Here is a 21,934-nt window from a genome sequence, read left to right as displayed (position 1 = left end):
CCCCCACCCCTAACCCCTCCCCACAACTTGCCGCGATACCGGGCAAGCCCGGGATCGCCTGGGGAGTGGAAGTGCCCTCTCGACTACGCCAGCATCTCGGGCGGCAGGTCGCTGCCGTAGTACGTCTTGTAGATCGTGTTGAGCTTGCCGTTGCGCAGGTTCTTGTGCACCCACTCGTTCAGCGCCGTCTGGAGCTTGCCCTCGCCCTTGCGGATGCCGATCGCGTAGGGGAACGTCCGCATCACGATCTTGGTCTCGAACGGCGCCGGGGGCTTGCGTGCATTGGCGGTGTTCATGACCTGCGGCGAGGTCGCCACCATGTCGACCTGGCCCGAGACCATCGCGGTGATGAGCGTGGCGTCGTCGTCGTAGCGCACCATCTGGGCGCCCTGGGCGCGATTGGTCGCCTCCTTGTCGTTGGTGCTGCCGCGGGTGGTGCCGAGGCGCTTGCCGACGACGGCCGCGTAATCCTTGACCTCGCGGTCCTTCGGGCCGGCGATCACCGCCTGGATCACCCCGTAGGGGTCCGAGAAGTCGATCACCTTCTGGCGCTCCTCGTTCACGCTGAACGAGGCGATGACCATGTCGGCCTTGCCGGTGAGCAGGAACGGCACCCGGTTCGGGCTCGTGACCTGCACGATCTCCAGCGGCAACTCCCAGTCGGCGGCGAGCAGCCGGGCGGTCTCGACGTCGGAGCCGGTCGGCTGCATCGCGGCATCGGTCATGCCGAAGGGCGGCGAGCCGAGATCGAGGGCGACGAGCAGCTTCCTGCGGCTCCTGATCGTGTCGAGCGTGTCGGCGAGCGCCGGCATCGCCAGGGTGGACGCGGCCGCGAGGCCGCCGGCCAGGAAGGTCCTGCGCTTCATCCCCAAAACTCCTTCTTGATCACAGCCCGCTGCCGACGAAGTCGCGCAATTCGGGCGTGCGTGGGTCGTCGAGGTCGCGGCCGGCCAGGGTCTCCCAGACCCGGCCCTGGCGCATGTAGATGACGGTGCCGGCGACGCGCCGGGCAAAGCCCATCTCGTGGGTGACCAGGATCATGGTCATGCCGCCGCGGGCGAGATCCTCCATGACCTTCAGCACTTCCGAGGTCAGCTGCGGGTCGAGGGCGGAGGTGACCTCGTCGAACAGCATCACCTGCGGCTGCATGGCGAGCGACCGGGCGATGGCGACCCGCTGCTGCTGCCCGCCCGACAATTGCTCGGGATAGTGCTCGGCCTTCTCGGCCAAGCCGACCCGGGTCAGGCACGCCATCGCCAGGTCGCGGGCCTCGGCCCGCTTGAGGCCCTTCACGCAGGTCGGCGCCAGCATGATGTTCTGAAGGGCCGTCAGGTGCGGGAAGAGGTTGTAGCTCTGGAAGACGATGCCGACCGAGAGCCGCAGCGCCCGCTTGTCGAGGTTGGGCGAATGGATCGCGTGACCGCAAACCTCGATCGCCCCCTCCTCGATCGTCTCGAGCGCGTTGATGCAGCGGAGCGCCGTCGACTTGCCGGAACCGGACTGGCCGATCAGCGCCACCACCTCGCCGCGGCCGACCTCGAACGAGACGCCGTCCAAGACTTTCAGCGGGCCGAAGCTCTTGTGGACGTTGGCAAGCTTAACGACGGCCGACATTGAGCCTCCTCTCCAGCCCGCGGCTCCAGGCCGACAGCGGATAGCAGATGGCGAAGTAGAACAGCGCCACGGTCACGAAGATGATGAAGGGCTGGAAGATCGAGTTGTTGATGAGCTTGCCGGCCTGCGACAATTCCACGAAGCCGACGACCGAGGCGAGCGAGGTGTTCTTGACGATCTGGACCAAGAAGCCCACCGTCGGAGCGGTGGCGAGCCGCATCGCCTGCGGCAGCACCACCCGGGTCAGGCGCTGCCAGCGCGACAGGGCCAGGCACTCGGCGGCCTCCCACTGGGTCTTCGGCACCGCCTCGATGCAGCCGCGCCAGATCTCGCCGAGGAAGCCCGAGGCGTAGATGGTGAGCCCGGCGCCCGCCGCGATCAGCGCCGGCAGCTGGTCGAAGCCCGCGATGGCAAGGCCGAAATAGATCATGAACAGCAGGATCAGGAGCGGCGTGCCCTGCACCACCTGCACGTAGGCCGTGGCCAGGCCGCGCAGGACGCGGTTGCGGGAGATGCGCGCGAGTGCCACGCCGAATCCGAGGAGGCCGCCGCCGAGGAAGGCGATGGCGGAGAGCGCCAGCGTCCAGCCGGCGGCCTGGAGCAGGAACCAGAGGTGCTGGGGTCCGAAAGTGGGCATCGATCCCCTCCCCGCTAGAGCGCCGTGCCGAGCTTGCGCCGGCGGGTGAAGACGAGTTGCCCGAAGCCCCAGAAGGCTCCGCGCACCACGAAGGACAGGGCGAGGTAGACGAGGCCGACGACGATGTAGGTCTCGAAGCTGCGGAAGGTGTCGGACTGGATGCGGTTGGCCACCGCCGTCAGCTCCTCGGCCGAGATCTGCGAGCAGATCGAGGATGCGAGCATCAAGAGCACGTACTGGCTGACGAGGGCCGGGTAGACCCGCTCGATCGCCGGGCGTAAGACCACGTGCCAGTAGATCTGGCGGCGGTTGAGCCCCAGGCACTCGCCGGCCTCGACCTGCGCCTTATGAATGCTCTCGATCCCGGCGCGCATGATCTCGCAGGTATAGGCCACCACGTTGACGACGAGAGCCAGCACCGCCGCGATGGTGGCGTCGACCCGCAGGCCCAGCACCGCGATGCCGAAATAGACCAGGAAGATCTGGACGAGCAGCGGCGTGTTGCGGATCACCTCGACATAGGCGCCGACGACCCGCTGGAGCCAGGGCGGCCCGTCGGCCCGGGCGATGGCGCAGAGCGCGCCGCCGATGAAACCCAGAACCGTCGCCACGCCCGACAGCTGGAGCGTCAGCCAGACGCCGGCGGCGAAGTCGCGCCAGTACGGCAGCAGGGACGCGAAGTCGAACTGGTAGGTCATGCCGCGCCCGGCGTCGGATAGGCGGCGGCGAGCGCCCGCAGGACCGGAGCGGGCAGGCTGGTCCCCGCCTCCTCGACCCAGGCCAGGAAGGCGTCGACCCGCCGCTCGATCTTCTGGACGTGGTTCTGGGCGATGTCGGCGATGCGGTGGTTGAGATACGGATTCAGGAACCGGTCGAGGGTGGCGGCGACGTAGTCGTTCGCTTGCGGCCCCATCCCGCGGGCGGAGAAGCCCGGCACGACCTCGTCGCGATAGAGCGCGTCGAGCCGGGCCCGGATCGCCGGTTCGGCCAGGATCTCGCGCACGGTCTCGGCGGCAGGCCGGCCCTCGCGCTGCCAGATCTCGGCCAGGAACGTGTGGCCGAGATTGAGGATGTGGAGCTTGAGCCGCTCGTAGGGTTCGAGGTCGTCGGCGACCACGATGCAGGGATGCTCGCAAGGGACCACGAGGCCGGGCCGGCGCTCGATCGCCCACAGGGCGTAGGGCTCGGCCACGGCGCCGACGGGCTCGATCGGCTCCGAGACGATGCGGTCGACGAGGGTATCGGTGAAGATCGTGCTCTCGCGCAGCCACGCGGAGAACGCCTCCGGTAGGCCTGCCTCGCGGGCGAGGTCGAGGACGAGGCCCTGGAGCACCCGGCCGTTGCGGTTGATGAGTTCGCAGGGCAGCACCGTGAGCGCCCGCCCGCCCGCCTGCCAGCGGCGATACAGGAGTTGGGTGAGCTTGCCCGGGAACGAGACCGGCGGATGCGCCGCGATCAGGCCCGGACCGCGATCGGCCGGGTCGATCGCGTAGCCGGTATCGCCGGTATTCGACAGCACGATCTCGGCCTCCTCGACGAACAGGGCCGTCACGGCGTCCCAGTCCGTCGTCGCCGAGAGCCCGCGATCGATGCTGGTGACGGTGACCTGCCGCTCGACCGGAACGCCGTCCGCGATGCCGCGGATGATGACCGGGTAGCCGCCCGGCGCCCCGAAGGCGGCGACGCGCCCGGCGCGGGCAGCGCTGCCTGAGGTCTGCACCACCGCGACAGGGCCGACCGCCTGGCCGGCCTCGCGCGCCTCGTGGATGAACAGGTCGGCATGGGCCTGAAGGAAGCGGCTGGTGCCGAACTGGACGACCCTTCGGGATGTCGGGACGGCGCTCATGCGCGACGCGCCGCGTAGGCGGAGATGCTGCCGATCGGGGTCAAGGGCGTGTCCTCACCGGGTGGGTCTTATGTATTATCATGCATAAAGAACTGCCCCATCCCGCCTGTCAAACGGTTTTTTATGTGCGAAAAACCGAACCAAGGCGGATGGACGGGTCGCAGCCGGCGTGCTGGAATCGCTTTCTTCCGGAGGGCGGGATGCGGGCGAACACGGTCCATAAGCGGGCCACCAACCAATGCTTGTCCGTGCTGGCGGCGCGGCCGCTCGGGCCGTGGTGCGCCTCGGAGGCCGAGCTGGCCGAGGCGCTGGAGGTCAGCCGCACCACCGTGCGGGGCGTGCTGGCGGGCCTGTCCGCGGCCGGCATCGTCGGGATGGACGGGACCCGGCGCCACCTCCTTCGCCACCCGGTGCCGGATGATTACTTCCCGGGCGTCGAGACCGAGACGGTGGCCGAGGCCGTCGAGCGCAAGTTCATGCAATGGGTGCTCCAGGGCGATTGCCGTCCGGGCCAGGTGGTCAACACCGCGGAACTGGCTCGGCTGTTCGGCGTCTCGACCACGGCGGTGCGGGAATACCTGACCCGGTTCAGCCAGTTCGGGCTCCTGAAGCGGCGCGAGAACAGCGGCTGGATCTTCGCCGGGGTGACACCGGACTTCGCCGCCGAGATCTACGAGATCCGCGAGATGTTCGAGCTGCGCTCGGCCCGCCGCTTCGTCGAGCTGGCGCCGGATTCACCGGCCTGGGCCGAGCTCGCCGCGATCGAGCGCGAGCATCACGCGCTGCTCGCCGAGATCGATGCGCGCCATCGCGACTTCTCGCGCCTCGACGAGCGGTTGCACCGGCTGATCCTCGACGCCTCGCGCAACCGTTTCATCCGCGATTTCTACGACGTGATCTCGATCATCTTCCACTACCATTACCAGTGGGACAAATCGGACGAGAAGGAGCGCCACCGCGTCGCCCTGGGCGAGCACCTGGACTACATCGCCGCCCTGCGCTCCCGCGACCTGCGCCAGATCGACCAGACCTGCCGGGTGCATCTGCGTACCGCTCGGGCGACCCTGCTGCGCTCGATCGCCGTCGGCCCGCTCGGTGGTGTGCCGGCGCGGGGGTGATACGGCTTCCGGAAGATTCCTTCCGGAAGCCGTATCACCAGCCCGCGCGGCGCCTGAGCGAAGCCGGTTTCCGCATCGCGAAGCGATCGATCGGAAACCGTCTGAGAGCCGGATGCCGCCGAGGCGCCTCTCTCCGCCACAGGGCTGTCGGGGAAAAGGAATGGCGCGGGATTTTCTCCTCTCCCCGTGGGCGGGGAGAGGGCTGATCCCCCGTCCAGGGGGGCAGCGAGCCCGTGCGGCGAAATGCAGGTTCGCCGCGAGGATGAGGGGGAGTTTCCGGAGGAGCCTCACCCATCGAGACCCCCTCCCCGCCCGCGGGAAGAGCAGGGGACCTGCGCATCTTCCTTTCCCCAAAACAGCGTCGCGGCCTCCGGATGACGCATCGCGACTGCGGACCATGCCGGACTGGTCGAATATCGACCGGCCGCGGCCACAGATCTTTGTAATCTTCATCGACCGAGCAACGCGGGAGGTATGCGGTATGACGTGGATATGATCAGATTGACGGCCGCTCATCATCACCCATCCGGTCACGTTGTCCTGTGCAGTCGAGCCCCGTGAGGCTTCGCGTCCGTAGGTAAGGCTTCGTTCACCCTGTTGCGCGAAGAAGAGAGCGACCGTTCGCGGCGTCCTCGCCAGGAAGGCGCCCGGCGCTCCCCTACCCTTCGGAGATCAGATGCCGGTGCGGCGCGCGACGTTGGAGAGGCTGGGCTGCGTCCTGGCGATCCTGGCGATCCCCGCCGGCGCGGCCCGGGCGCAGAGCCTCGAGGAGGCCTCCGCCGCCGCGCTCGACTCGAGCTTCGTGCTGCGGGCCGAGCGCGCGCGCCAGGACGGCGCCGAGGAGCGCCTGCGCGGCGCCATCGACGCCTTCATGCCCACCGTCGCCTTCACGGCCGACCGGCCGCTGCGGAGCCGCATCACCTATTCGCCGGAAGCCGCACCTCCGACGGTCGGGCTCGACGCGACGCCGCGGCGGGCGCCGACCGTGGTCGGGCTCACCGCGAACCTGCCGGTCTTCGACGGGTTCCAGCGCTGGAACGGCTACCAGACGGCGAAGACGCTGGCCGAATCGGGCCGGCTGCTGCTGATCGGCCGGCGCCAGCAGGTGCTGCTCGATACCGCCATCGCCTATATCGCGGTGTTGCGCGACACCCGGATCCTCGCCGCCCGCGACGCGCAACTCGTCGCGATCCAGCGCATCGCCGCCTTCACCGACAAGCAGTTCGAGCTCAACGACGCCACCCGCACCGACGTGGCCTTGGCCCGCTCCCGCGTTCAGGAGGCCGAGGCCCTGCGGATCCGCGCCCAGGCCGACCTCACCGCGTCCAGGCTCGACTTCACCCGGCTGACCCGGATGGCGCCGGAGCGGATGCCGCCGCCGCGCCTGCCCGACCGGCTGCCGCGCCATGCCGACGCCTATGCCGAACTGGTGCGGACGGCCAATCCCGACATCGCCGCGTCCCAGCTTGAGGCGGAGGCCGCGGGCTACCAGGCCAAGGCCGCGGTCGCGGACCTGCTGCCGAAGGTCAACCTGCAATTCTCGAAGATCGCGCAGATCGGCTACAGCCCGGTCCTCGACCGGATCACCGATACCACCACCCGGGTGGTCGCGACCGTGCCGATCTACACGCCGGGCAGCCTGCCGCGGATCGGCGAGGCCTCGGCCCTGGCGCGCCAGCGCAGCTACGAGGCGCAGGACAAGGAACTCGCCACCCTCACCTCGGCCCGCATCGCCTTCGCGCGCCGCCAGGCCACCGCCGAGCAATACACCCAGCTGGTCGCCCGCATCCGCGAGCTGCGCGAGACGATGCGAGGTTTCGGGATCGAGCGGGCGGCGGGGTTTCGCACCGTCCTCGACGAGTTGAACATCCGCGGCGAACTCGCCAATGCCGAGGTGGCGGCGGAGATCGTCCTGAACGAGCGCGACGGGCAGGCGCTGCAACTGGCGGCGGCCGCGGCCCAGCTCGACGCCGCGCCCGGCGGGCCTCCCTCTCGGCGGTTCGAGTCGGTCGCTCCCCCGCCGCCGTCGGTCCTGCGCCGTTCGCTCGCGGCAGCTTCGCCCGAGGTGACGCCGGTGCTGCGCGGGAGCGCAGCGGCGAAGGTGCTGGCGCCGCCGGTGCTGCGGGTGTCGCGGGCGGAGGGAGATGCTCGGTAAGGCTCGCGATCCCGTGGCAGGTTCTTCGGGTGCGCTGGGCGCGGCCGCCGTCTCAGTCCCGCCCGCGACCTCGCCACGAGTTGCGGAGCGATCGACGATCGTCATGCTGCGCGCCAGGGTTCTTGATTTGCAGAATTCTCTGTAATACAGAGTTATCTGTGAGTAGGGATCCGCGATGACGACTCCGAACCCGGTCCACAGGCGTGACGACGCGCGTCTCGCCCTCGCCGCCGCGGAAGATGGCGAGCGCCGCCTGCTTGCCGCTCTCTTCTACGGTCAGGCCAGCCCGTACCTCATCCTCTGGGGTGTCGCCTGGATGGCGGGGTTCGTCGGCACGTTTCTCGTGCCGGGCCGCGCGAGCACCATCTGGTGGACCGTGACGGCTCTGGGCTGGGCCATGACGCTTGGTCTCGTTCTCGTACGCCGCCGCAGCGGCCGGGAACGCCGCTCCGGGCCCGAACTCCGCTACAGCGTGTCGGCGGTGCTCATGAGCGCCTATGCGACGCTCTGGGCTTCCGTCCTGCTCTCGGGACACCCGAATGCCCTCGGCATCTACGCAGGCACCGTCACCGGCTTCGCCTACCTCATTGCCGGCCTCTGGCGTGGACCGGTACTGGCGATCCTCGGCGGCGCCTTGACGATCCTATTCCTGGCCGGTTTCGCGATACCGCCCATGGAGTTCCTGCTTTATGCCGGCCTGCTCGGCGGCGGCGGCCTGATCGCAGCCGGCCTCCTGCTGGCGCGGCGTGACCCAACCTGATGCCTGGACGGATGCCCGGCGACCTCGACGCGATCATTCATGCGCCGGCACGACTGCGGATCATGGCAGCGCTTGCCGCGAGTCCCGAGGGGAGCCTGCTGGAGTTCAAGCGCCTGCGTGCCCTGCTCGGCCTGACGGATGGCAACCTCGGTGCCCACATCGCCACGCTCGAAGGCGCGGGCTACGTCGCGGTGACCAAGGATTTCGAGGGGAAGCGTCCACGCACGCGGATCGCCGTGACGAAGGCGGGCCGTGCGGCCTACCTCGCCCACGTCGCGGCCCTGCGCGCCATCCTCGACGGAAGCGATATCGGCTGACCTTGCCGGTCCGGCATCGGAAGGGACGGTCGCCGCACGCTCGAGCCGACGCGGCTCGTGGCGGCCCCCTGATCTCCGTTCGTCTGCTCCACCTCGCCCGACGGTCGAGGACGTGAACCACGCCCGAACCCGGATCTGGGCCCAGGGCCGGCCGGGGCATTGCGCGCGACAACAGCACAATTCGAGGGAAGGAGTCGATGACATGGCCAGCCTCACCATGCCGGGAACCATTCATGCCGTTCTGGCTGCGGCCGGGATCGTGCTCGGCCTGATCCAGTTCCTGGCTCCCAAGCGTGGCAGCCGGCATCGGGCCGTCGGGTACGCGTTCGTTTGTGCCATGCTGATCGCGGATTGCGCGGCCCTGCTCGTCGTCCAGTTCACAGGCGCGTTCAATATTCTGCATGCCGGGGCGCTCATAAGCCTTGCCTGCATCGCCGCAGGCATGTGGCCGGTACTGCGTTCACCTCGGAGCCCTGGCTGGCGCGAGAAACACTATTACTGGATCTCATGGTCCTATGTCGGGCTGCTGGCCGCGGCGGCGACCGAACTCGTCGTGCGCACCCTGCCGCTCAGAAATGCGGGGGAGGCTTGGCTCGTGACCTTCTCGGTCACGTTGACCGTGACGCTGGTCGGCCGGGCCCTCATCCTTCGCCATCGACCGGCCGTGACGGATCCCGTGTGACGTGCCGGTCAACCAACCGCCGGTCGGTGCCGGGGGTTGCGGGCGGCGCGGAACGATCCATTGTCGGCCGCCTTCCGAGCATGTCGGCATGGCGTCGCTCACGCAGCGCGGGCCCCCGGAGAGACCCCCTCACGCCGCCTCCGGCACTGGCGCCCCCGGCTTCTCTGGCGGCTGCGGATCCTCCGTGAGCCGGCCGTTCTCGATCCGGAAGACCCGGTCGACTTGGTCGAGCAGGCGCTCGCTGTGGGTGATGAAGACCTTGGCGGCCTTCACGCCCTTCAGGCTCTCCACCAGGGCCACTTCCGTCGCCGGATCGAGATTCGCCGTCACCTCGTCGAGGAGCATCAGCCGCGGCCGGCGGCAGATGGCCCGCGCCAGGAGCAGGCGGCGGCGCTGGCCGGTGGAGAGCACGCTGCCCTCCTCCGAGACGTGGGTGGCGTAGCCCTGCGGCAGCCGCTCGATCTCCTCGCGCAACGCCACCCGGGTCAGGGCGGCCTCCATCTCGGCATGCGACACGGCGGGATCGAACAGCGACAGGTTGTCGGCGACCGTGCCGGCAAACAGCCCGTCATCGGCGAAGACGACGCCGAGATTGGCCCGGTACTCGCGCTTGCCGAACTGGCCGATCGGCGCGCCGTCGATGGTGACCGAGCCGGCGGCGGGCTCGGTGAGGCTGGCGAGAATCCGCATCAAGGACGACTTGCCGGATCCGGAGGCGCCGACGATTGCGATGGTCTCGCAGCGGCCGACATCGATGGTCAGCGAGGCCCCGGTCAGGATCGGCTCGTCGCCGCGGCCGAAGCGGATGGTCACGTTCTCGACCTTCACCTCCTTGCGGATCGCCCGGTGGAAGGTCGCCTCGTGCAGGCCCTCCTCCGGCGCCTGGCCGATCACATCGTCGAGGCGGGCGACATGGACCTTGAGGGCGGCGAGCTGGAGTAGGCTGGTCGTCAGGTGGTTGACGCGGTCGAAGAAGTCGGTGCGCAGCGCGATGAAGGCGTAGAGCGTGCCGATCGTCAGCGTGTTCTTGATGACGCCGGTGATGCCGAGATAGAGCGTCGCCACGGTGCTGATCGCGATCACGACATGCATCAGGAACTCGGCGTCGAGCCCGGCCTTCTTCGCCCGGAAATCGAGATTGGCGAAGCGCGCGAAGCTCTCGAACCAGTTCATGGCGAACAGTTCGGTGCTGTTATGCGCCTTCAGGCTGCCGATGCGCTGCAACCCGTCGATCAGGCTCGCCTGCTCCTGCGAGCGCGCCTCGAGCGAGCCGGCGGTGGCGCGGTTGAGGGTCGGGAAGGTGACGAAGCGCATCGCCAGCACGGCGGCGAGGGTCGCGAGCACGATCGACGCCATGGCGGGCGAGTAATAGTACATCAGCCCGACGAGCAGGAACGACGTGCCGATATCGGCAAACGACGTGACCAGGCCGCCGACCATGAAGTTGCGGATCGTATCGATCGACTGGATGCGGGTGACGAAATCGCCCGGATGGCGCAACTCGAAATAGCTCAAGGGCAGGCGCAGCGCGTGGCCGACGACGTTGCGGGTGAACTGGAGCTGGAGCAACGTCGAGGCGCGCAAGGCGATGTAGCCGCGCAGCCACTGCCCGAACGCCTCGAACAGCATCATCAGGACGAGGCCGGCGGCCAGCATCTGCATCAGGTCGAGATCGACCTGCGGGATCACCACGTCGAGCGCGATCTGGAGCAGCACCGGGGTGGTGAGGCCGAGCAGCGAGATCGCCACCGAGACCAGCGTGATCTGCCACACCGTGCCGCTGAGGCCCCGGGCGCTGCGCAGGATGTCGAACAGCTTGAGCCGGTCGCCGACCTTGATCGCGCGGAAATCCATCCGGGGGGCGAATTCGAGCACGACGCCGCCGAACAGCCGCTCCATGTCGGCCCGCTCGTAGATGCGCAGGCCGAATTCGGGGTCCTGGATGTGATACTTCCCGCGAGAAATCTTCTCCAGCACCACGAAGTGGTTGCCGCGCCAGTGCAGGATCGCCGGCAAGGCCACCTGCTCCAGCTCGGTCACGCCGTCGAGGGCGTAGCCGCTGGCGTCCAGGTCGAGGCTGTCGGCGAGCTGCACGATGCTCGCGAGGGTCATGCCGTTGCGCGAGAGCGGGAACAGAGCCCGTAGATAAGCGAGGTCGATGTCGTGGCGGTGGTAGTTCGCCACCATCGCGAGCGCGGCCAACCCGCACTCGTTGGCCTCGTTCTGGAGGATCGAGCGCACCCGGCGCTTGGGCGCGAGCGCACGCTTGAGCCAGTCGGTCATCGGATCATCCTCTTCCGCGCATCGCCCGGATCGGATCGAGCATCCAGTCGATCAGGCGGCGGCGCTCGACCACGATGTCGGCCGAGAGCGTCGAGCCGATGCGGATCGGCTCGTCGACCCCGTAGGCGCGCATGGTGCGCGAATCGGGCCGCACCTCGACCCGGTAGACGGATTGCCGCGAAGCCGCCGCGCCCGCCGCATCGCCGGTGCCGTCATCGGCCGAGGCCAGCATCGGGTTGCGCAAGGGCGTGCCGGAGATCACCGTGATCGTCCCCTTGGCGATGCCGAAGGTCTTGAACGGGAAGGCGTCGTATTTCAGCACCACCTCCTGGCCGACCTTGGCGAGCCCGATGGCGCGGGCCGGCACCTCCAGCACCACCAGCGGATCGGCCCTGGTATCGCCGAGGATCGCCACGACCTGGTCGGCGGTCACCGAATCGCCGGGCTGGACGTAGAGGCCGGCGACCTGGCCGTCGGTGGGCGCCACCACGTCGATGCGCGACTGGGCGCCGAGCGCGGTGATCTGCGCCTCGATGGCGCTCAACTCGTTGCGGGTGGTGGCGAGCTGGGCCGCCTTCTCGGTGTCGCCGGTGCGCTGCGCCCGCAGGCGCTCGGATGTGCTCTGCCGCAGCTCGGCCCGGCGGGCGCGCAACTCGGCGATCTGGCGGGCATAGTCGAGGGCGGCGCGGCGCTGGCCGTTGAGGGTCTCGCGGGTGGCGTAGCCTTGGCGCAGGTAGGCCTCGACGCGGGAGACCATCTCCTCCTGCTGGGCCAATCCCTCCTTGAGGGTGCGCTCCTGCTCGTCGAGGGCGCGCAAGACCGCCGTCACGTTGCGCTCGGTCTCGCTGCGGTCGCCGCGGGTCGACTCGAGATAGACCGAGAGGCGCGCCTCCTCGGCGGCAAGCCCGGTGCGCCGCTCCTGCAGGCTGCGGAGCGTCGCCCCGACGGTCGAGACGCCGCCGGTCGTCTGCTCGCGCAGCTGGATCTGCATCAGGCGCTGGCCGCGCTTGACGGTGTCACCCTGCTTGACGGCGATGTCCCGCACGATGCCGGCGGCCTGGGCGTCGAGGCGGGTGAGGCCCGAGGCCGCCGAGACGTAGCCGCGCACCGATTCGGAACGGGCGAGGCGGCCGAGAAACAGGCCGGCGACGATCACCACGATGATGGCGCCGAAGAACCACGCCATCCAGACGCTGCCGCGGTCGTGCTGGAGGTGGACGGTGCCGGTGAGCCGCCGACGCTGGAAACTGGCCTCCGCGGAGGGAGGCGCCGCGGGTTCGCTCATCGACCGTCCGCTCGGGAGACCTTACGCCGCGAGGGTCTGCGGCGCCTCCCCGCCTGCCGGAGAGTTGTCCTGCACCCTGGCAGAGGAGGGTAAATAATCGGCGAGCATCGGCCACAGGTGCCACTGCTCGGGTCTCGCCGCGATGGCGGCCTGGATATGCCTACGCATGATGCCGGCGACCTGCTCGCGCTCCTCGGGCGCGTTCCCCCGCACCTCGAAGGGCTGGCCGAGGCGGACCGTGTCGCCGGTATCGTCCATGGTGGTGGCGACCGGCACCACGGTGGCGCCGGTGAGCCGGGCCAACGTGTCGGTGCCGAAGGCGAAGCGGAAGGGCAGCCCGAACATCGGCATTTCGGCCGGCGCGCCGTAGGACGGATCGAGGTCGCAGAACACCACGATCACCGCACCCTTCTGGGCGAAGCGCACCGCGGAGAGGAAGTCGGACCGGTTGCCGACATTCAGGAAGCGCACGTCGACATCGACCTCGCGCAGGCGCTCGATGACCTCCGTCTCCATCGCCATGTCGTCGCGCTGGCGCAGGACCAGCATCGGCCGGCCGGGGAAGTAACGCAGCATCAGGGCGGCGAGGCCGACCACGTAGGCGCCCATGTGGAGGGGGGCCAGGATCACCGGCCGGCCGGTGGCGGCGACGCGCGCCATCGCCGCCGGATCGGTGACGTTCACCCGGTCGATGTCGCGCCGGATGGCCGCGACCGGGCGCTTGTGCATGGCGCACCACTCGATCTCGGTGGCGGCGTCGTGGTGGACGGCCTCGCGCGACAGGCGCAGGGCCTCGCGGCGCGGCAGGCGGAGGACGCTCTCGAAGGTCGCGGCGAAGCCGTCGCCCTTGTTCCGGTCAAGGAGGCGGCGGCCGGCGACCAGGGCGCGCAGGGCGCGCCGGCGCCAGGCGAGCGGCAGGCTCGCGATGCGGGCATAGGTCCAGGGGATGTGCGGGGCGTTGCTCATCGGAACTGTCGTCCTCGGAACTCTGTCCGTCGGGGCATGGCCCCGCACGATTCCCCTGTCAGCCGATCAGCACTTCTTGGACTTGGCGCTGCCGCAGGTCGGGGCCGGGGGGCACGGGGGCGGCGGGCAGGCCGGGGGGCAGCAGACGGGGGCGCAGATCGTGCCGCCGGCGACGGTGCCGAGGGTGGCGAGGTCGAGCTTCTTCATGGTGTCTCTCCTGTCTGATGCGAAGTGTCGGTGAGGTCAGGCTGCCGCTTGGGCGATCAGCACTTCTTGGACTTGCTGCTGCCGCAGGTCGGGGCCGGGGGGCAGGCCGGGGCGCAGGCGCCGACCGACACGCCGATGGAGATGCCGCCGCAGAGGGTGCCGCCAGCCACGGTGCCGAGGGTCTTGAGGTCGAGCTTCTTCATGATCGTCTCTCCTGTCAGTCTTTTGTCGTCGTCGAGATCAGGCTGCCGCCGGTGCGATCAGCACTTCTTGGACTTGGCGCTGCCGCAGGTCGGAGCCGGGGGGCACGGGGGCGGCGGGCAGGCCGGGGGGCAGCAGACGGGGGCGCAGATCGTGCCGCCGGCGACGGTGCCGAGGGTGGCGAGGTCGAGCTTCTTCATGGTGGTCTTTCCTGTCGGTCTTCGTATCGTCGAGATCAGTCTATCGCTGAGGCGATCAGCACTTCTTGGACTTGGCGCTGCCGCAGGTGGGGGCCGGGGGGCAGGCGGGCGGCGGGCAGGCCGGGGGGCAGCAGACGGGCGCGCAGAGGGTGCCGCCAGCGACGGTGCCGAGGGTCTTCAGGTCGAGGGTCTTCATCGGGGCTGTCCTCAAGTCCGGGACCGGTCTCGCGTCCCGTTCGCAGTCTTGGGATGCCAGATGTTTCAAAACGTGTCGAGACGGACAGTCGAACACTTAGCCTGCTGTTAACCAAAGCGATTCCCGAAAACGGATCAGCAACAAGATCTTACGCAGCGACTCGAGAGATTGCGTACGTAATTTCGCTGGGGAAGGGCTGTGCATAGCGAGCCGGCGATGGGCCGCTCGCCAGGTCGGTAGAACGTTCCTGTCGCGGGGCGATGCTCCGGGAGAGTGTTCCGGCCGAGCAATCCGAGTTCGGGGATAATCTTGCCCTTGCCAAGACTCCTCCCAAGACTCCGCCCGCCCCGGCGGGGACTGGAGATTTCCACGACGGCGAGCGTCGGAAGGCGCGACGGCGTGGGGACCGGACTGCGCGGCGCGCCGCGCTGGCAATACAGATCAAGTCGAGGGATGGGCGGCACAGATCGGCGGGCCTGGCGGATCTGCGGGGTTGCCGGCTCTCTTGCCGGATCCGCGGCGCGGTGCGGCCTGTGGCGGTGGCTCAGGCGACGAGGCGCGGTGGGGCCGCCCGCAGCAGCATGCCGAACAGGTCGCGCGGGTCGTCCGGATCGGCGAGGAGGTCGAGCTCCTCGTAGTAGGGATGCTCGGCCAGAAGATCGCGCACGGTGCGCAAGGCCGAAAAATCCTCGATCGCGAAGCCGACCGAGTCGAACACCGTGACCTGGCGCGCATTGTTCCGCCCGGGCGTCAGCCCGGCGAGGACCCGCCACAACTCGGTGACCGGATGATCGGGGGCCAGTTGCTGGATCTCGCCCTCGATGCGGGTCTGCGGCTCGTACTCGACGAAGAGGGCGGCGCGGGCGAGCACCTCCGGCGCCAGCTCGGTCTTGCCCGGGCAGTCGCCGCCGACGGCGTTGATGTGCATCCCCTCCCCGACCAGGTTGTCGCCGAGGATCACGGCGTTGCGCTTGTCCGCCGTTACCGTGGTGACGATGTCGGCGCCGCGAACCGCCTCCTCGGTGCTGCCGCAGGCCGTGAGGTCGAAGCCGAGGCTTGCGAGGTTGCGCAGGCACTTCGCGGTCGCCGCCGGGTCGATGTCGTAGAGGCGTAAGACATCGACCCCGAGGAGCGCCCGGAAGGCCAGGGCCTGGAACTCGGCCTGGGCGCCGTTGCCGATCAGCGCCATGGTGCGCGACCCCGGCCGCGCGAGGGCTCGCGCGGCGAGCGCCGAGGTGGCGGCGGTGCGCAGGGCCGTCAGCAGGGTCATCTCGGTGATCAGCACCGGGTAGCCGTTGCCGACATCGGCCAGCACCCCGAAGGCGGTGACGGTCTGGCGCCCGCCGGCGGCGTTCTTCGGGTGGCCGTTGACGTATTTGAAGCCGTAGGTCTGCCCGTCGCTGGTTGGCATCAGCTCGATGACGCCGTCAGAACTGTGGGCAGCGATCCGGGGCGTCTTGTGAAAGGCCTCCCAGCGGGAGAAGTCCTCCGCGACGGCCGCGGCGAGGCGGACCAGCATTGCTTCGATCCCGACCGCGTGGACGAGGCGCATCATTTTGTCGACGCTGACGAATGGGACGATGTTGAGGGCCGTCATCTGAGCAAATCCCGCGAAAGTGGTGGTCGATCTTGCGAAAGGAATTGGTGAAAAAGCAAAATATAGGCTGGCTTGCATCGATTTACTAGGGAGTTGCGCAATCGTACTACAATATTGATGTGTTATTGATCATTGATTTTGTCGAATTTTCTGCGACGAAACGGTATCCACTTCGCCGGAACTTGCTCCAAATCAAGTTGTCCTAGAAGCTCCGGGTCGGTCGGTCGAGGATGCGGCGGCCGAGCAGGCTGGCGGCGAGATCGGTCATCAGCAGGGCGGTGCGGCCGCGCTCGTCGAGGAAGGGGTTGAGTTCCACGAGGTCGAGGCTGCGCACCAGGCCGGAATCGTGCAGCAGCTCCATGATCAGGTGCGCTTCCCGGAAGGTGGCCCCGCCCGGCACCGTGGTGCCGACGCCGGGCGCGATGCCGGGATCGAGGAAGTCGACGTCGAGGCTGACATGGAGCAGGCCGTCGGCGCCCGCGACCTCGTGCAGGAAGTTGCGCAAGGGGGCGGCGATGCCGGTCTCGTCGATGTCGCGCATGTCGTGCACCCGCGTGCCGCTGTCGCGCAGGACCGCGCGCTCCGCCGGATCGACGCTGCGCAGGCCGATCATGCAGATCCGCGCCGGATCGAGCGCCGCTTCCAGGGGCGGGAAATAGCCCTCGAAGCCCGGCCGCCCGGTGAGATAGGCGAGCGGCACGCCGTGCAGGTTGCCGCTCGCCGTGGTGTCGAGGGTGTGGAGGTCGGCATGGGCGTCGAGCCAGAGCACGAAGAGCGGCCGCCCCTCCGCCCGCGCCCGTAAGGACATGCCCGCCACGGTGCCGGCCGAGAGGCTGTGGTCGCCGCCGAGGAAGATCGGCCGCGCCTCGGCGCTGTGCCGGAAGGCGGCCTCGGTGAGCGCCCGCGTCCAGCCCGCCGTCTCGGCGAGGTGGTGGATCGCCGGATTTGGATGGGCCGGGCCTGCGAAGGGCGCGGGCGCGACGGTGCCCGCATCCTCGACCGGGATGCCGAGATCGCGGATCGCTTGCGGCAGGCCTGCCGCCCGGTAGGCGCTCGGCCCCATGTCGCAGCCGAGGCGGTTGGTGCCCGATTGCACCGGCGCGCCCACCAGGACGCATCGTTCAGGATGTCTGCCGACCACGCTTGCGCCCCACCGATCGCATCGATCAGCACGACGGTAGCAAGCGGATGCGTCACTTCGAATACGGGAAGCCGGTCGATTTTTCAGTCGGATTGCGCAATCTGGCAGGTGACAATGCGCAGAGTGTCGGAATGGACGCCCTCGACCAGAACCTGATCACCCTGCTGCGGCACGATTGCCGGCGCCCGGTCTCGGAGTTGGCCGCCATCCTCAAGGTGTCGCGGGCCACGGTGCGGGCGCGGCTCGACCGGCTCGAGCGCGACGGCGAGATCATCGGCTATACGGTGGTGCTGCGGGCCGATAGCCAGCCGGCGGCGGTACGGGCGATCACCCTGATCGCCGTCGAGGGACGCAAGACCGGCGAGGTGATCGACGCCCTCAAGGGCTTCGCCGCGATCACCTCGGTCCACACGACGGTCGGCACCTGGGACATCGTCGTGGAAGTCTCCGCCGGCAGCCTGCCGGAACTCGACGAATTGTTGCGGAGGGTGCGCCTGCTGCCGGGCGTGACCACCTCGGAGACGCATCTGCTCCTGTCGACGCCGCGGTCTGCGCGGGCGCGGTTGTAGGACGTTCCAGCACAGACGACTGAACTTCATCGACTCCCACCCGCGCCCTCATCCCGAGGTGCGAACGAAGCGAGCCTCGAAGGAGGGCTCCAGAGAGCGCAGAGACTTCTGAAACCCTCCTTCGCGGCACCTCAGGATGGGGTTGCGGATAGGAGTGTGTGCGAGGACTCAGCCTCGCCCCTCAGACCGGCCGCTGCAGCTTGCAGCTGTCGATGGCGCCGAGCGCCTTGGCGCGGGCCGAATCGTTGAAGTAGCCGGTGGTGCGGTAGGCCGCGATCTCGGAGGCGTCGAGCGCGCGCAGGGTGGTCTTCGCGTAGCAGCCGCAGGGGCGCTCGAAGCTGGTCTCGGCGGCGTTCTGCATCCGGGCCTGGATCACCGCGCAGGAGCGGCGCACCCGCGCCTCGAGCTCCGATGTCGGCGCGGTGCGCAGGGCCGGATCGGGCTGGTAGGCCTCGAACTGCGACGAGGACGCGCCGGCAAGGGCCGCGCTGGCGCCGATCGCGAGGAGGCCGGCGGCAAGGAAGGTGCGGAGACGCATGGCAATGAGGTCCGTTGGGCTGCTTGTCGTCAAGCTCGACCGTTGGACGCCGAAACTCCCCGCCCGCACAAGGGCGGGCGGGCCACACCGCGGAGATTATAGGCCGCGTTACTGCGGCAGGGCCGCGATGGCGACCCGGTTGTCGTGGAAGGCGGCGCCGCCGAACGGGGCCGGCGCGTCGGCTCCCGTCAGGGTGTTGATGCCGCGCCCGTCCGGGTAGGCATCGTTGGGCCAGATCGATTCGGCGATCAGCACCCCACGGCGCAGGCCCGAAAACAGCGTTGCCCGCAGCGTCACGGCGCCACGCTCGTTGGAGAGCCGCACCCACGCCCCCTCCCCGATCCCGAGCGGCCCGGCATCCTCCGGGTGGATCATCACCGTCGGGTGCCGCTCCTTGGCGAGCGAGGTCGGGGTCTCGGTGAAGCTCGAATTGAGGAAGTTGCGCGCCGGGCTGGTGGCGAGGCGGAACGGATGAGCCTCCGTCGCCACCATCAGGGGTGCCTCCCAATGGTCGGGGAGCGGCGGCATCGCCGGCCCGCGCGGCCCATCCTGCGCCACCGGCACCTTGCTCCAGTCGGGCCGGAAGCGGAAGCGCCGGTCGGGATAGGCGAAGCCGTCGAGGAAATGGGCGCGCTCGTACGCAGGCTGCACGTCGAGGAAGCCGTCTCCCTCCAACTCGGCGAGGCTGCCGCGGCGCGAGGCCTTCAGCGTGGCGTCGATCAACTCGCGCGGGCTCATGGCGAAGCCCGGATGCTCGGCGCCGAGGCGCTCGGCGAGGCTCACGATCACCTCGTGGTTCGAGCGGCACGAGGCCGGCGGGTCGATGCGCTTCAAGCCGAGCTGGATGTGCTGCTGGCCGCCGCCGGTATAGAGGTCGTCGTGTTCCAGGAACATCGTGGCCGGGAGGACCAGATCGGCCATCCGGGCGGTCTCGGTCATGAACTGCTCGTGGACGCAGACGAACAGGTCCTCGCGGGCAAATCCCCGCTTCACCAGCTCCTGCTCGGGGGCGACCGAGACCGGGTTGGTGTTCTGGATCAGCATCGCGGTCACCGGCGGGCCGTGGCGCAACGCCTCCGGGTCGCCGGTGAGCACCCGGCCGATCTGCGACTGGTCGAGCATCCGGGTGCCGGGCCGGGCCGCATCCAGACCCTCGATCAGCCGCTTGTTGAGGCCGAACACGCCGCTGTTCGAGTGGAAGGCGCCGCCGCCGCGATGCTGCCAGGCGCCGGTCACCGCCGGGATGCAGAGCGCTGCATGCATGTTGGCGGCGCCGTTGCGGCTGCGGGCGAATCCGTAGCCGAGGCGGAAGAAGGTGTTCTTCGTCTCGCCGACGAGGTGGGCGAAACGCTCGATCTCCTCGACCGTGAGGCCGGTGATCGCGGCGGCCCAGGCGGGGTCGCGGGTCTTCAGGTGGGCGTCCAGCTCCTCCGGGCAGTCGGTGTAGTGGGCCATGTAGTCGCGGTCGGCCAGGCCGTCGCGAAACAGCACGTGCATCACCGCGCAGGCGAGCGCCCCGTCGGTGCCCGGCCGCAGCAGCAGGGCGAGATCGGCCTGTTTCATGGTCGGGTTGTCGTAGATGTCGACGACCACGACTTTGGCACCGCGATTCTTGCGGGCGGCCTGGACGTGGGTCATCAGGTTGACCTGGGTATGCACCGGGTTGGTGCCCCAGATCACCACGCAGTCGCTCTCGGCGATCTCGCGCGGATCGACCCCGGCGAGGCGGCCGGTGCCGGCGATGTAGCCCGACCAGGCCAGCGTGGTGCAGATGGTGGAGAACTGGCCGGAATAGCCCTTGGCGTGGCGCAGGCGGTTGATGCCGTCGCGCATCACCAGCCCCATCGTGCCGGCATAATAATACGGCCAGACCGCCTCCGGCCCGTGCGCGGCCTCCGCCTTGAGGAATTCTTGCGCCACACGATCGAGCGCCTCGTCCCAGCTGATGGCTGCGAACTCGCCCGAGCCTTTTCGCCCGGTGCGGATGAGCGGCCGGGTCAGCCGGTCGGGATGGTGGATGCGCTCGGCGTAGCGGGCGACCTTGGCGCAGACGACGCCCGCCGTGTAGCTGTGGCGCGGGTTGCCGCGCACCCGCCCGATCGTGGCGCCGTCGATCACCTCGACCTCGAGGGCGCAGACCGACGGGCAGTCGTGCGGGCAGGTGGAGGTCGTCCGCTCGATCCGTGGCTGCGCCGTCACTGTCCGGTCTCCCATGAAAAAAGCCCCCGCCGCTTTCGCGGCGAGGGCTCTCAACCTATCGGCGTTTCCCTGGCGGGGAAACCGTCAGCCGACGATGTCCTTGTCGTCGAAGAACTGCTTGATCTCGATGCCGGCGTTCTCGAGGCTGTCGGAGCCGTGGACGGTGTTCTCGCCGACCGACTTCGCGAACTTCTGGCGGATGGTGCCCTCGGCGGCCTGGGCCGGGTTGGTGGCGCCCATGACCTCACGGTACTTGGCGACGGCGTTCTCGCCCTCGAGCACTTGGACCACGACCGGGCCCGAGGTCATGAAATCCACGAGCTCGCCGTAGAACGGACGCTCGGCGTGAATCTCGTAGAACTTCTTGGCCTGGGCGTCGGACATGCGGATGCGGCGCTGGGCGACGATGCGCAGGCCCGCCTCCTCGATCACGGCGTTGACCGCGCCGGTGAGGTTCCGGGCGGTGGCGTCGGGCTTCAGGATGGAGAAGGTGCGCTCGGTGGCCATGGGGACGTCCGTTCGAAGAAAAGCGGTGGCGTGGGCGGTGGGATGCCGCGCGGCACCGGACCCGTCAGGCTCAAACCTTGGAGGTCCGGTTCTCAAGCCGGGCGCGAGCGCCCGCGCGCCGGGTCCTGAGCGGACGTCCGGCGCCGGGCTTATAGCCGCGGGCCCGGCGCCCCTCAAGCGCGGAAGGGCGACCGCCCTCGCCGCCCGACCACATCGTTGCGGCCTTGCCGCAACGCGGCCGAAAAATCGCCCCAAAGATCGGGCTTCCTGTCTTCAACGTGACCTTTCGGCCACGCTGCCCGGTCCCGCCGCGGCGGCGTCCCTCGCCTCTTCCGCCGTCGTCAGTCCCGCATGGGGCTCTCGTGACGCGGACAGCCAGGAGCTTCCTGCATGCGCTCGATCCTGATCCCGACCATCGCCGCCTCCCTGCTCTCGGCGGGCGTCACCGCCGCGGCCGCCGCCGGCGATCCCTCCGGGACCTGGCTCACCGAGGACGGCCGGGCCAAGATCAGAATCGAGAAATGCGGTCCCGGTGCCGCCCATGCCTGCGGCAAAGTGGTGTGGCTGAAGACGCCGCTGAACGACCAGGGCCAGCCGCGCACCGACATCAAGAATCCCGATCCGAAGAAGCGCAGCCGCCCGGTGATCGGCCTCACCCTGATGGACGGGCTGAAGCCCGACGACGGTGCCTTCAAGGGCCAGATCTACAACGCCGAAGAGGGCAAGATCTACGACGTCTCGATCAGCCGAGAGAGCGCCAGCGAACTCGCGATCTCGGGCTGCATGCTGAAGATCCTGTGCGGCTCGCAGACCTGGACCAAGGCCCCGGACGAGTTCGCCCAGGTCGCGCCGGTGCCCGCCAAGGCGAAGCCCGCGGCCGCCAAGCCTGCTGCGAACTAAGCCTGCTGCGAACTGA

General features: G+C 69.1%; 24 protein-coding genes. 7 read left to right on the top strand and 17 right to left on the bottom strand.

The window, feature by feature from the left end:
- Positions 1-83: 83 nt before the first annotated feature.
- From AC3AOF_RS21210 to AC3AOF_RS21190, 5 genes are read right to left on the bottom strand one after another with little or no spacing between them, the layout of a single operon-like run.
- Positions 84-866: a transporter substrate-binding domain-containing protein gene (locus AC3AOF_RS21210; RefSeq protein ID WP_488346414.1), complete on the bottom strand. Its 783-nt coding sequence runs from the start codon at positions 864-866 to the stop codon at positions 84-86.
- Between the two features lie 19 nt (positions 867-885).
- A complete protein-coding gene (locus AC3AOF_RS21205) occupies positions 886-1,614 on the bottom strand; it encodes an amino acid ABC transporter ATP-binding protein (RefSeq protein WP_488346413.1) in 729 nt (242 codons plus the stop codon).
- Entirely contained in the window at positions 1,598-2,251 is a 654-nt protein-coding gene (locus AC3AOF_RS21200; RefSeq protein WP_236989009.1) for an amino acid ABC transporter permease, read from the bottom strand. The genes AC3AOF_RS21205 and AC3AOF_RS21200 overlap by 17 nt, the downstream gene beginning before the upstream one ends.
- Before the next feature lie 14 nt (positions 2,252-2,265).
- On the bottom strand, positions 2,266-2,949 hold the full coding sequence (locus AC3AOF_RS21195; RefSeq protein WP_236989010.1) for an amino acid ABC transporter permease: 684 nt from the start codon (positions 2,947-2,949) through the stop codon (positions 2,266-2,268).
- Positions 2,946-4,097, bottom strand: a complete 1,152-nt coding sequence (locus tag AC3AOF_RS21190; protein WP_488346412.1) for a mannitol dehydrogenase family protein — start codon at positions 4,095-4,097, stop codon at positions 2,946-2,948. Before AC3AOF_RS21190 ends, AC3AOF_RS21195 begins: the two co-directional genes overlap by 4 nt.
- 200 nt (positions 4,098-4,297) lie before the next feature.
- Between AC3AOF_RS21190 and AC3AOF_RS21185 the strand changes: the two genes are divergently transcribed.
- The 5 genes from AC3AOF_RS21185 to AC3AOF_RS21165 all read left to right on the top strand — a co-directional run bounded on the left by AC3AOF_RS21185 (position 4,298) and on the right by AC3AOF_RS21165 (position 9,129).
- Positions 4,298-5,215, top strand: coding sequence for a GntR family transcriptional regulator (locus AC3AOF_RS21185; RefSeq protein ID WP_236989012.1), 918 nt, complete (start codon positions 4,298-4,300; stop codon positions 5,213-5,215).
- A gap of 676 nt (positions 5,216-5,891) precedes the next feature.
- A complete protein-coding gene (locus AC3AOF_RS21180; protein WP_488346411.1) occupies positions 5,892-7,370 on the top strand; it encodes a TolC family protein in 1,479 nt (492 codons plus the stop codon).
- Between the two features lie 175 nt (positions 7,371-7,545).
- Positions 7,546-8,130, top strand: a complete 585-nt coding sequence (locus AC3AOF_RS21175) for a hypothetical protein (protein ID WP_488346410.1) — start codon at positions 7,546-7,548, stop codon at positions 8,128-8,130.
- Positions 8,131-8,141: 11 nt separating this feature from the next.
- Entirely contained in the window at positions 8,142-8,447 is a 306-nt protein-coding gene (locus AC3AOF_RS21170) for a winged helix-turn-helix domain-containing protein (protein ID WP_488346409.1), read from the top strand.
- Between the two features lie 202 nt (positions 8,448-8,649).
- On the top strand, positions 8,650-9,129 hold the full coding sequence (locus AC3AOF_RS21165; RefSeq protein ID WP_488346408.1) for a DUF2306 domain-containing protein: 480 nt from the start codon (positions 8,650-8,652) through the stop codon (positions 9,127-9,129).
- A gap of 129 nt (positions 9,130-9,258) precedes the next feature.
- Here AC3AOF_RS21165 and AC3AOF_RS21160 read toward each other — a convergent pair whose 3' ends face one another.
- The 9 genes from AC3AOF_RS21160 to rocF all read right to left on the bottom strand — a co-directional run bounded on the left by AC3AOF_RS21160 (position 9,259) and on the right by rocF (position 17,127).
- Complete coding sequence (locus AC3AOF_RS21160; protein ID WP_488346407.1) at positions 9,259-11,412, bottom strand: peptidase domain-containing ABC transporter; 2,154 nt, start codon at positions 11,410-11,412, stop codon at positions 9,259-9,261.
- A gap of 4 nt (positions 11,413-11,416) precedes the next feature.
- Positions 11,417-12,697 carry an HlyD family secretion protein gene (locus tag AC3AOF_RS21155; protein ID WP_488346406.1) on the bottom strand — a complete coding sequence of 427 codons (1,281 nt, stop codon included), beginning with the start codon at positions 12,695-12,697 and terminating at the stop codon, positions 11,417-11,419.
- Between the two features lie 21 nt (positions 12,698-12,718).
- The gene (locus tag AC3AOF_RS21150) at positions 12,719-13,663 is read right to left on the bottom strand and encodes an LpxL/LpxP family acyltransferase (protein WP_488346405.1); all 945 of its coding nucleotides are present in this window, start codon (positions 13,661-13,663) and stop codon (positions 12,719-12,721) included.
- Between the two features lie 66 nt (positions 13,664-13,729).
- Positions 13,730-13,870, bottom strand: coding sequence for a hypothetical protein (locus AC3AOF_RS21145; RefSeq protein WP_236989020.1), 141 nt, complete (start codon positions 13,868-13,870; stop codon positions 13,730-13,732).
- 56 nt (positions 13,871-13,926) lie between these two features.
- Entirely contained in the window at positions 13,927-14,073 is a 147-nt protein-coding gene (locus AC3AOF_RS21140) for a hypothetical protein (RefSeq protein WP_236989019.1), read from the bottom strand.
- 57 nt (positions 14,074-14,130) lie between these two features.
- A complete protein-coding gene (locus tag AC3AOF_RS21135; protein ID WP_236989020.1) occupies positions 14,131-14,271 on the bottom strand; it encodes a hypothetical protein in 141 nt (46 codons plus the stop codon).
- 55 nt (positions 14,272-14,326) lie between these two features.
- Complete coding sequence (locus tag AC3AOF_RS21130; RefSeq protein ID WP_236989021.1) at positions 14,327-14,467, bottom strand: hypothetical protein; 141 nt, start codon at positions 14,465-14,467, stop codon at positions 14,327-14,329.
- A 544-nt stretch (positions 14,468-15,011) separates the two neighbouring features.
- Positions 15,012-16,064, bottom strand: coding sequence for an ornithine cyclodeaminase (gene ocd, locus AC3AOF_RS21125; protein ID WP_488346404.1), 1,053 nt, complete (start codon positions 16,062-16,064; stop codon positions 15,012-15,014).
- A 202-nt stretch (positions 16,065-16,266) separates the two neighbouring features.
- Positions 16,267-17,127, bottom strand: coding sequence for an arginase (gene rocF / locus AC3AOF_RS21120; protein ID WP_488349029.1), 861 nt, complete (start codon positions 17,125-17,127; stop codon positions 16,267-16,269).
- Positions 17,128-17,336: 209 nt separating this feature from the next.
- Here rocF and AC3AOF_RS21115 point away from each other — a divergent pair, with 209 nt between their 5' ends.
- Positions 17,337-17,774, top strand: a complete 438-nt coding sequence (locus tag AC3AOF_RS21115; protein ID WP_236989023.1) for an Lrp/AsnC family transcriptional regulator — start codon at positions 17,337-17,339, stop codon at positions 17,772-17,774.
- A 181-nt stretch (positions 17,775-17,955) separates the two neighbouring features.
- Here the strand turns inward: AC3AOF_RS21115 and AC3AOF_RS21110 are convergent, their stop codons facing one another.
- The 3 genes from AC3AOF_RS21110 to ndk all read right to left on the bottom strand — a co-directional run bounded on the left by AC3AOF_RS21110 (position 17,956) and on the right by ndk (position 21,018).
- Complete coding sequence (locus AC3AOF_RS21110; protein WP_236989024.1) at positions 17,956-18,312, bottom strand: hypothetical protein; 357 nt, start codon at positions 18,310-18,312, stop codon at positions 17,956-17,958.
- Between the two features lie 108 nt (positions 18,313-18,420).
- Positions 18,421-20,511 (bottom strand): molybdopterin-containing oxidoreductase family protein, encoded by a 2,091-nt coding sequence (locus tag AC3AOF_RS21105; protein ID WP_488346403.1) that lies wholly within the window; start codon positions 20,509-20,511, stop codon positions 18,421-18,423.
- Positions 20,512-20,595: 84 nt separating this feature from the next.
- Complete coding sequence (ndk, locus tag AC3AOF_RS21100) at positions 20,596-21,018, bottom strand: nucleoside-diphosphate kinase (RefSeq protein ID WP_488346402.1); 423 nt, start codon at positions 21,016-21,018, stop codon at positions 20,596-20,598.
- A 390-nt stretch (positions 21,019-21,408) separates the two neighbouring features.
- Between ndk and AC3AOF_RS21095 the strand changes: the two genes are divergently transcribed.
- Positions 21,409-21,918 (top strand): DUF2147 domain-containing protein, encoded by a 510-nt coding sequence (locus AC3AOF_RS21095; protein WP_236989027.1) that lies wholly within the window; start codon positions 21,409-21,411, stop codon positions 21,916-21,918.
- The last annotated feature ends 16 nt before the right edge of the window (positions 21,919-21,934 follow it).

Source organism: Methylobacterium sp. 142-1Y (assembly GCF_057747795.1).
The sequence above is the reverse complement of the archived record's forward strand: the minus strand, read 5'-3'. Positions and strand labels throughout refer to the sequence as shown.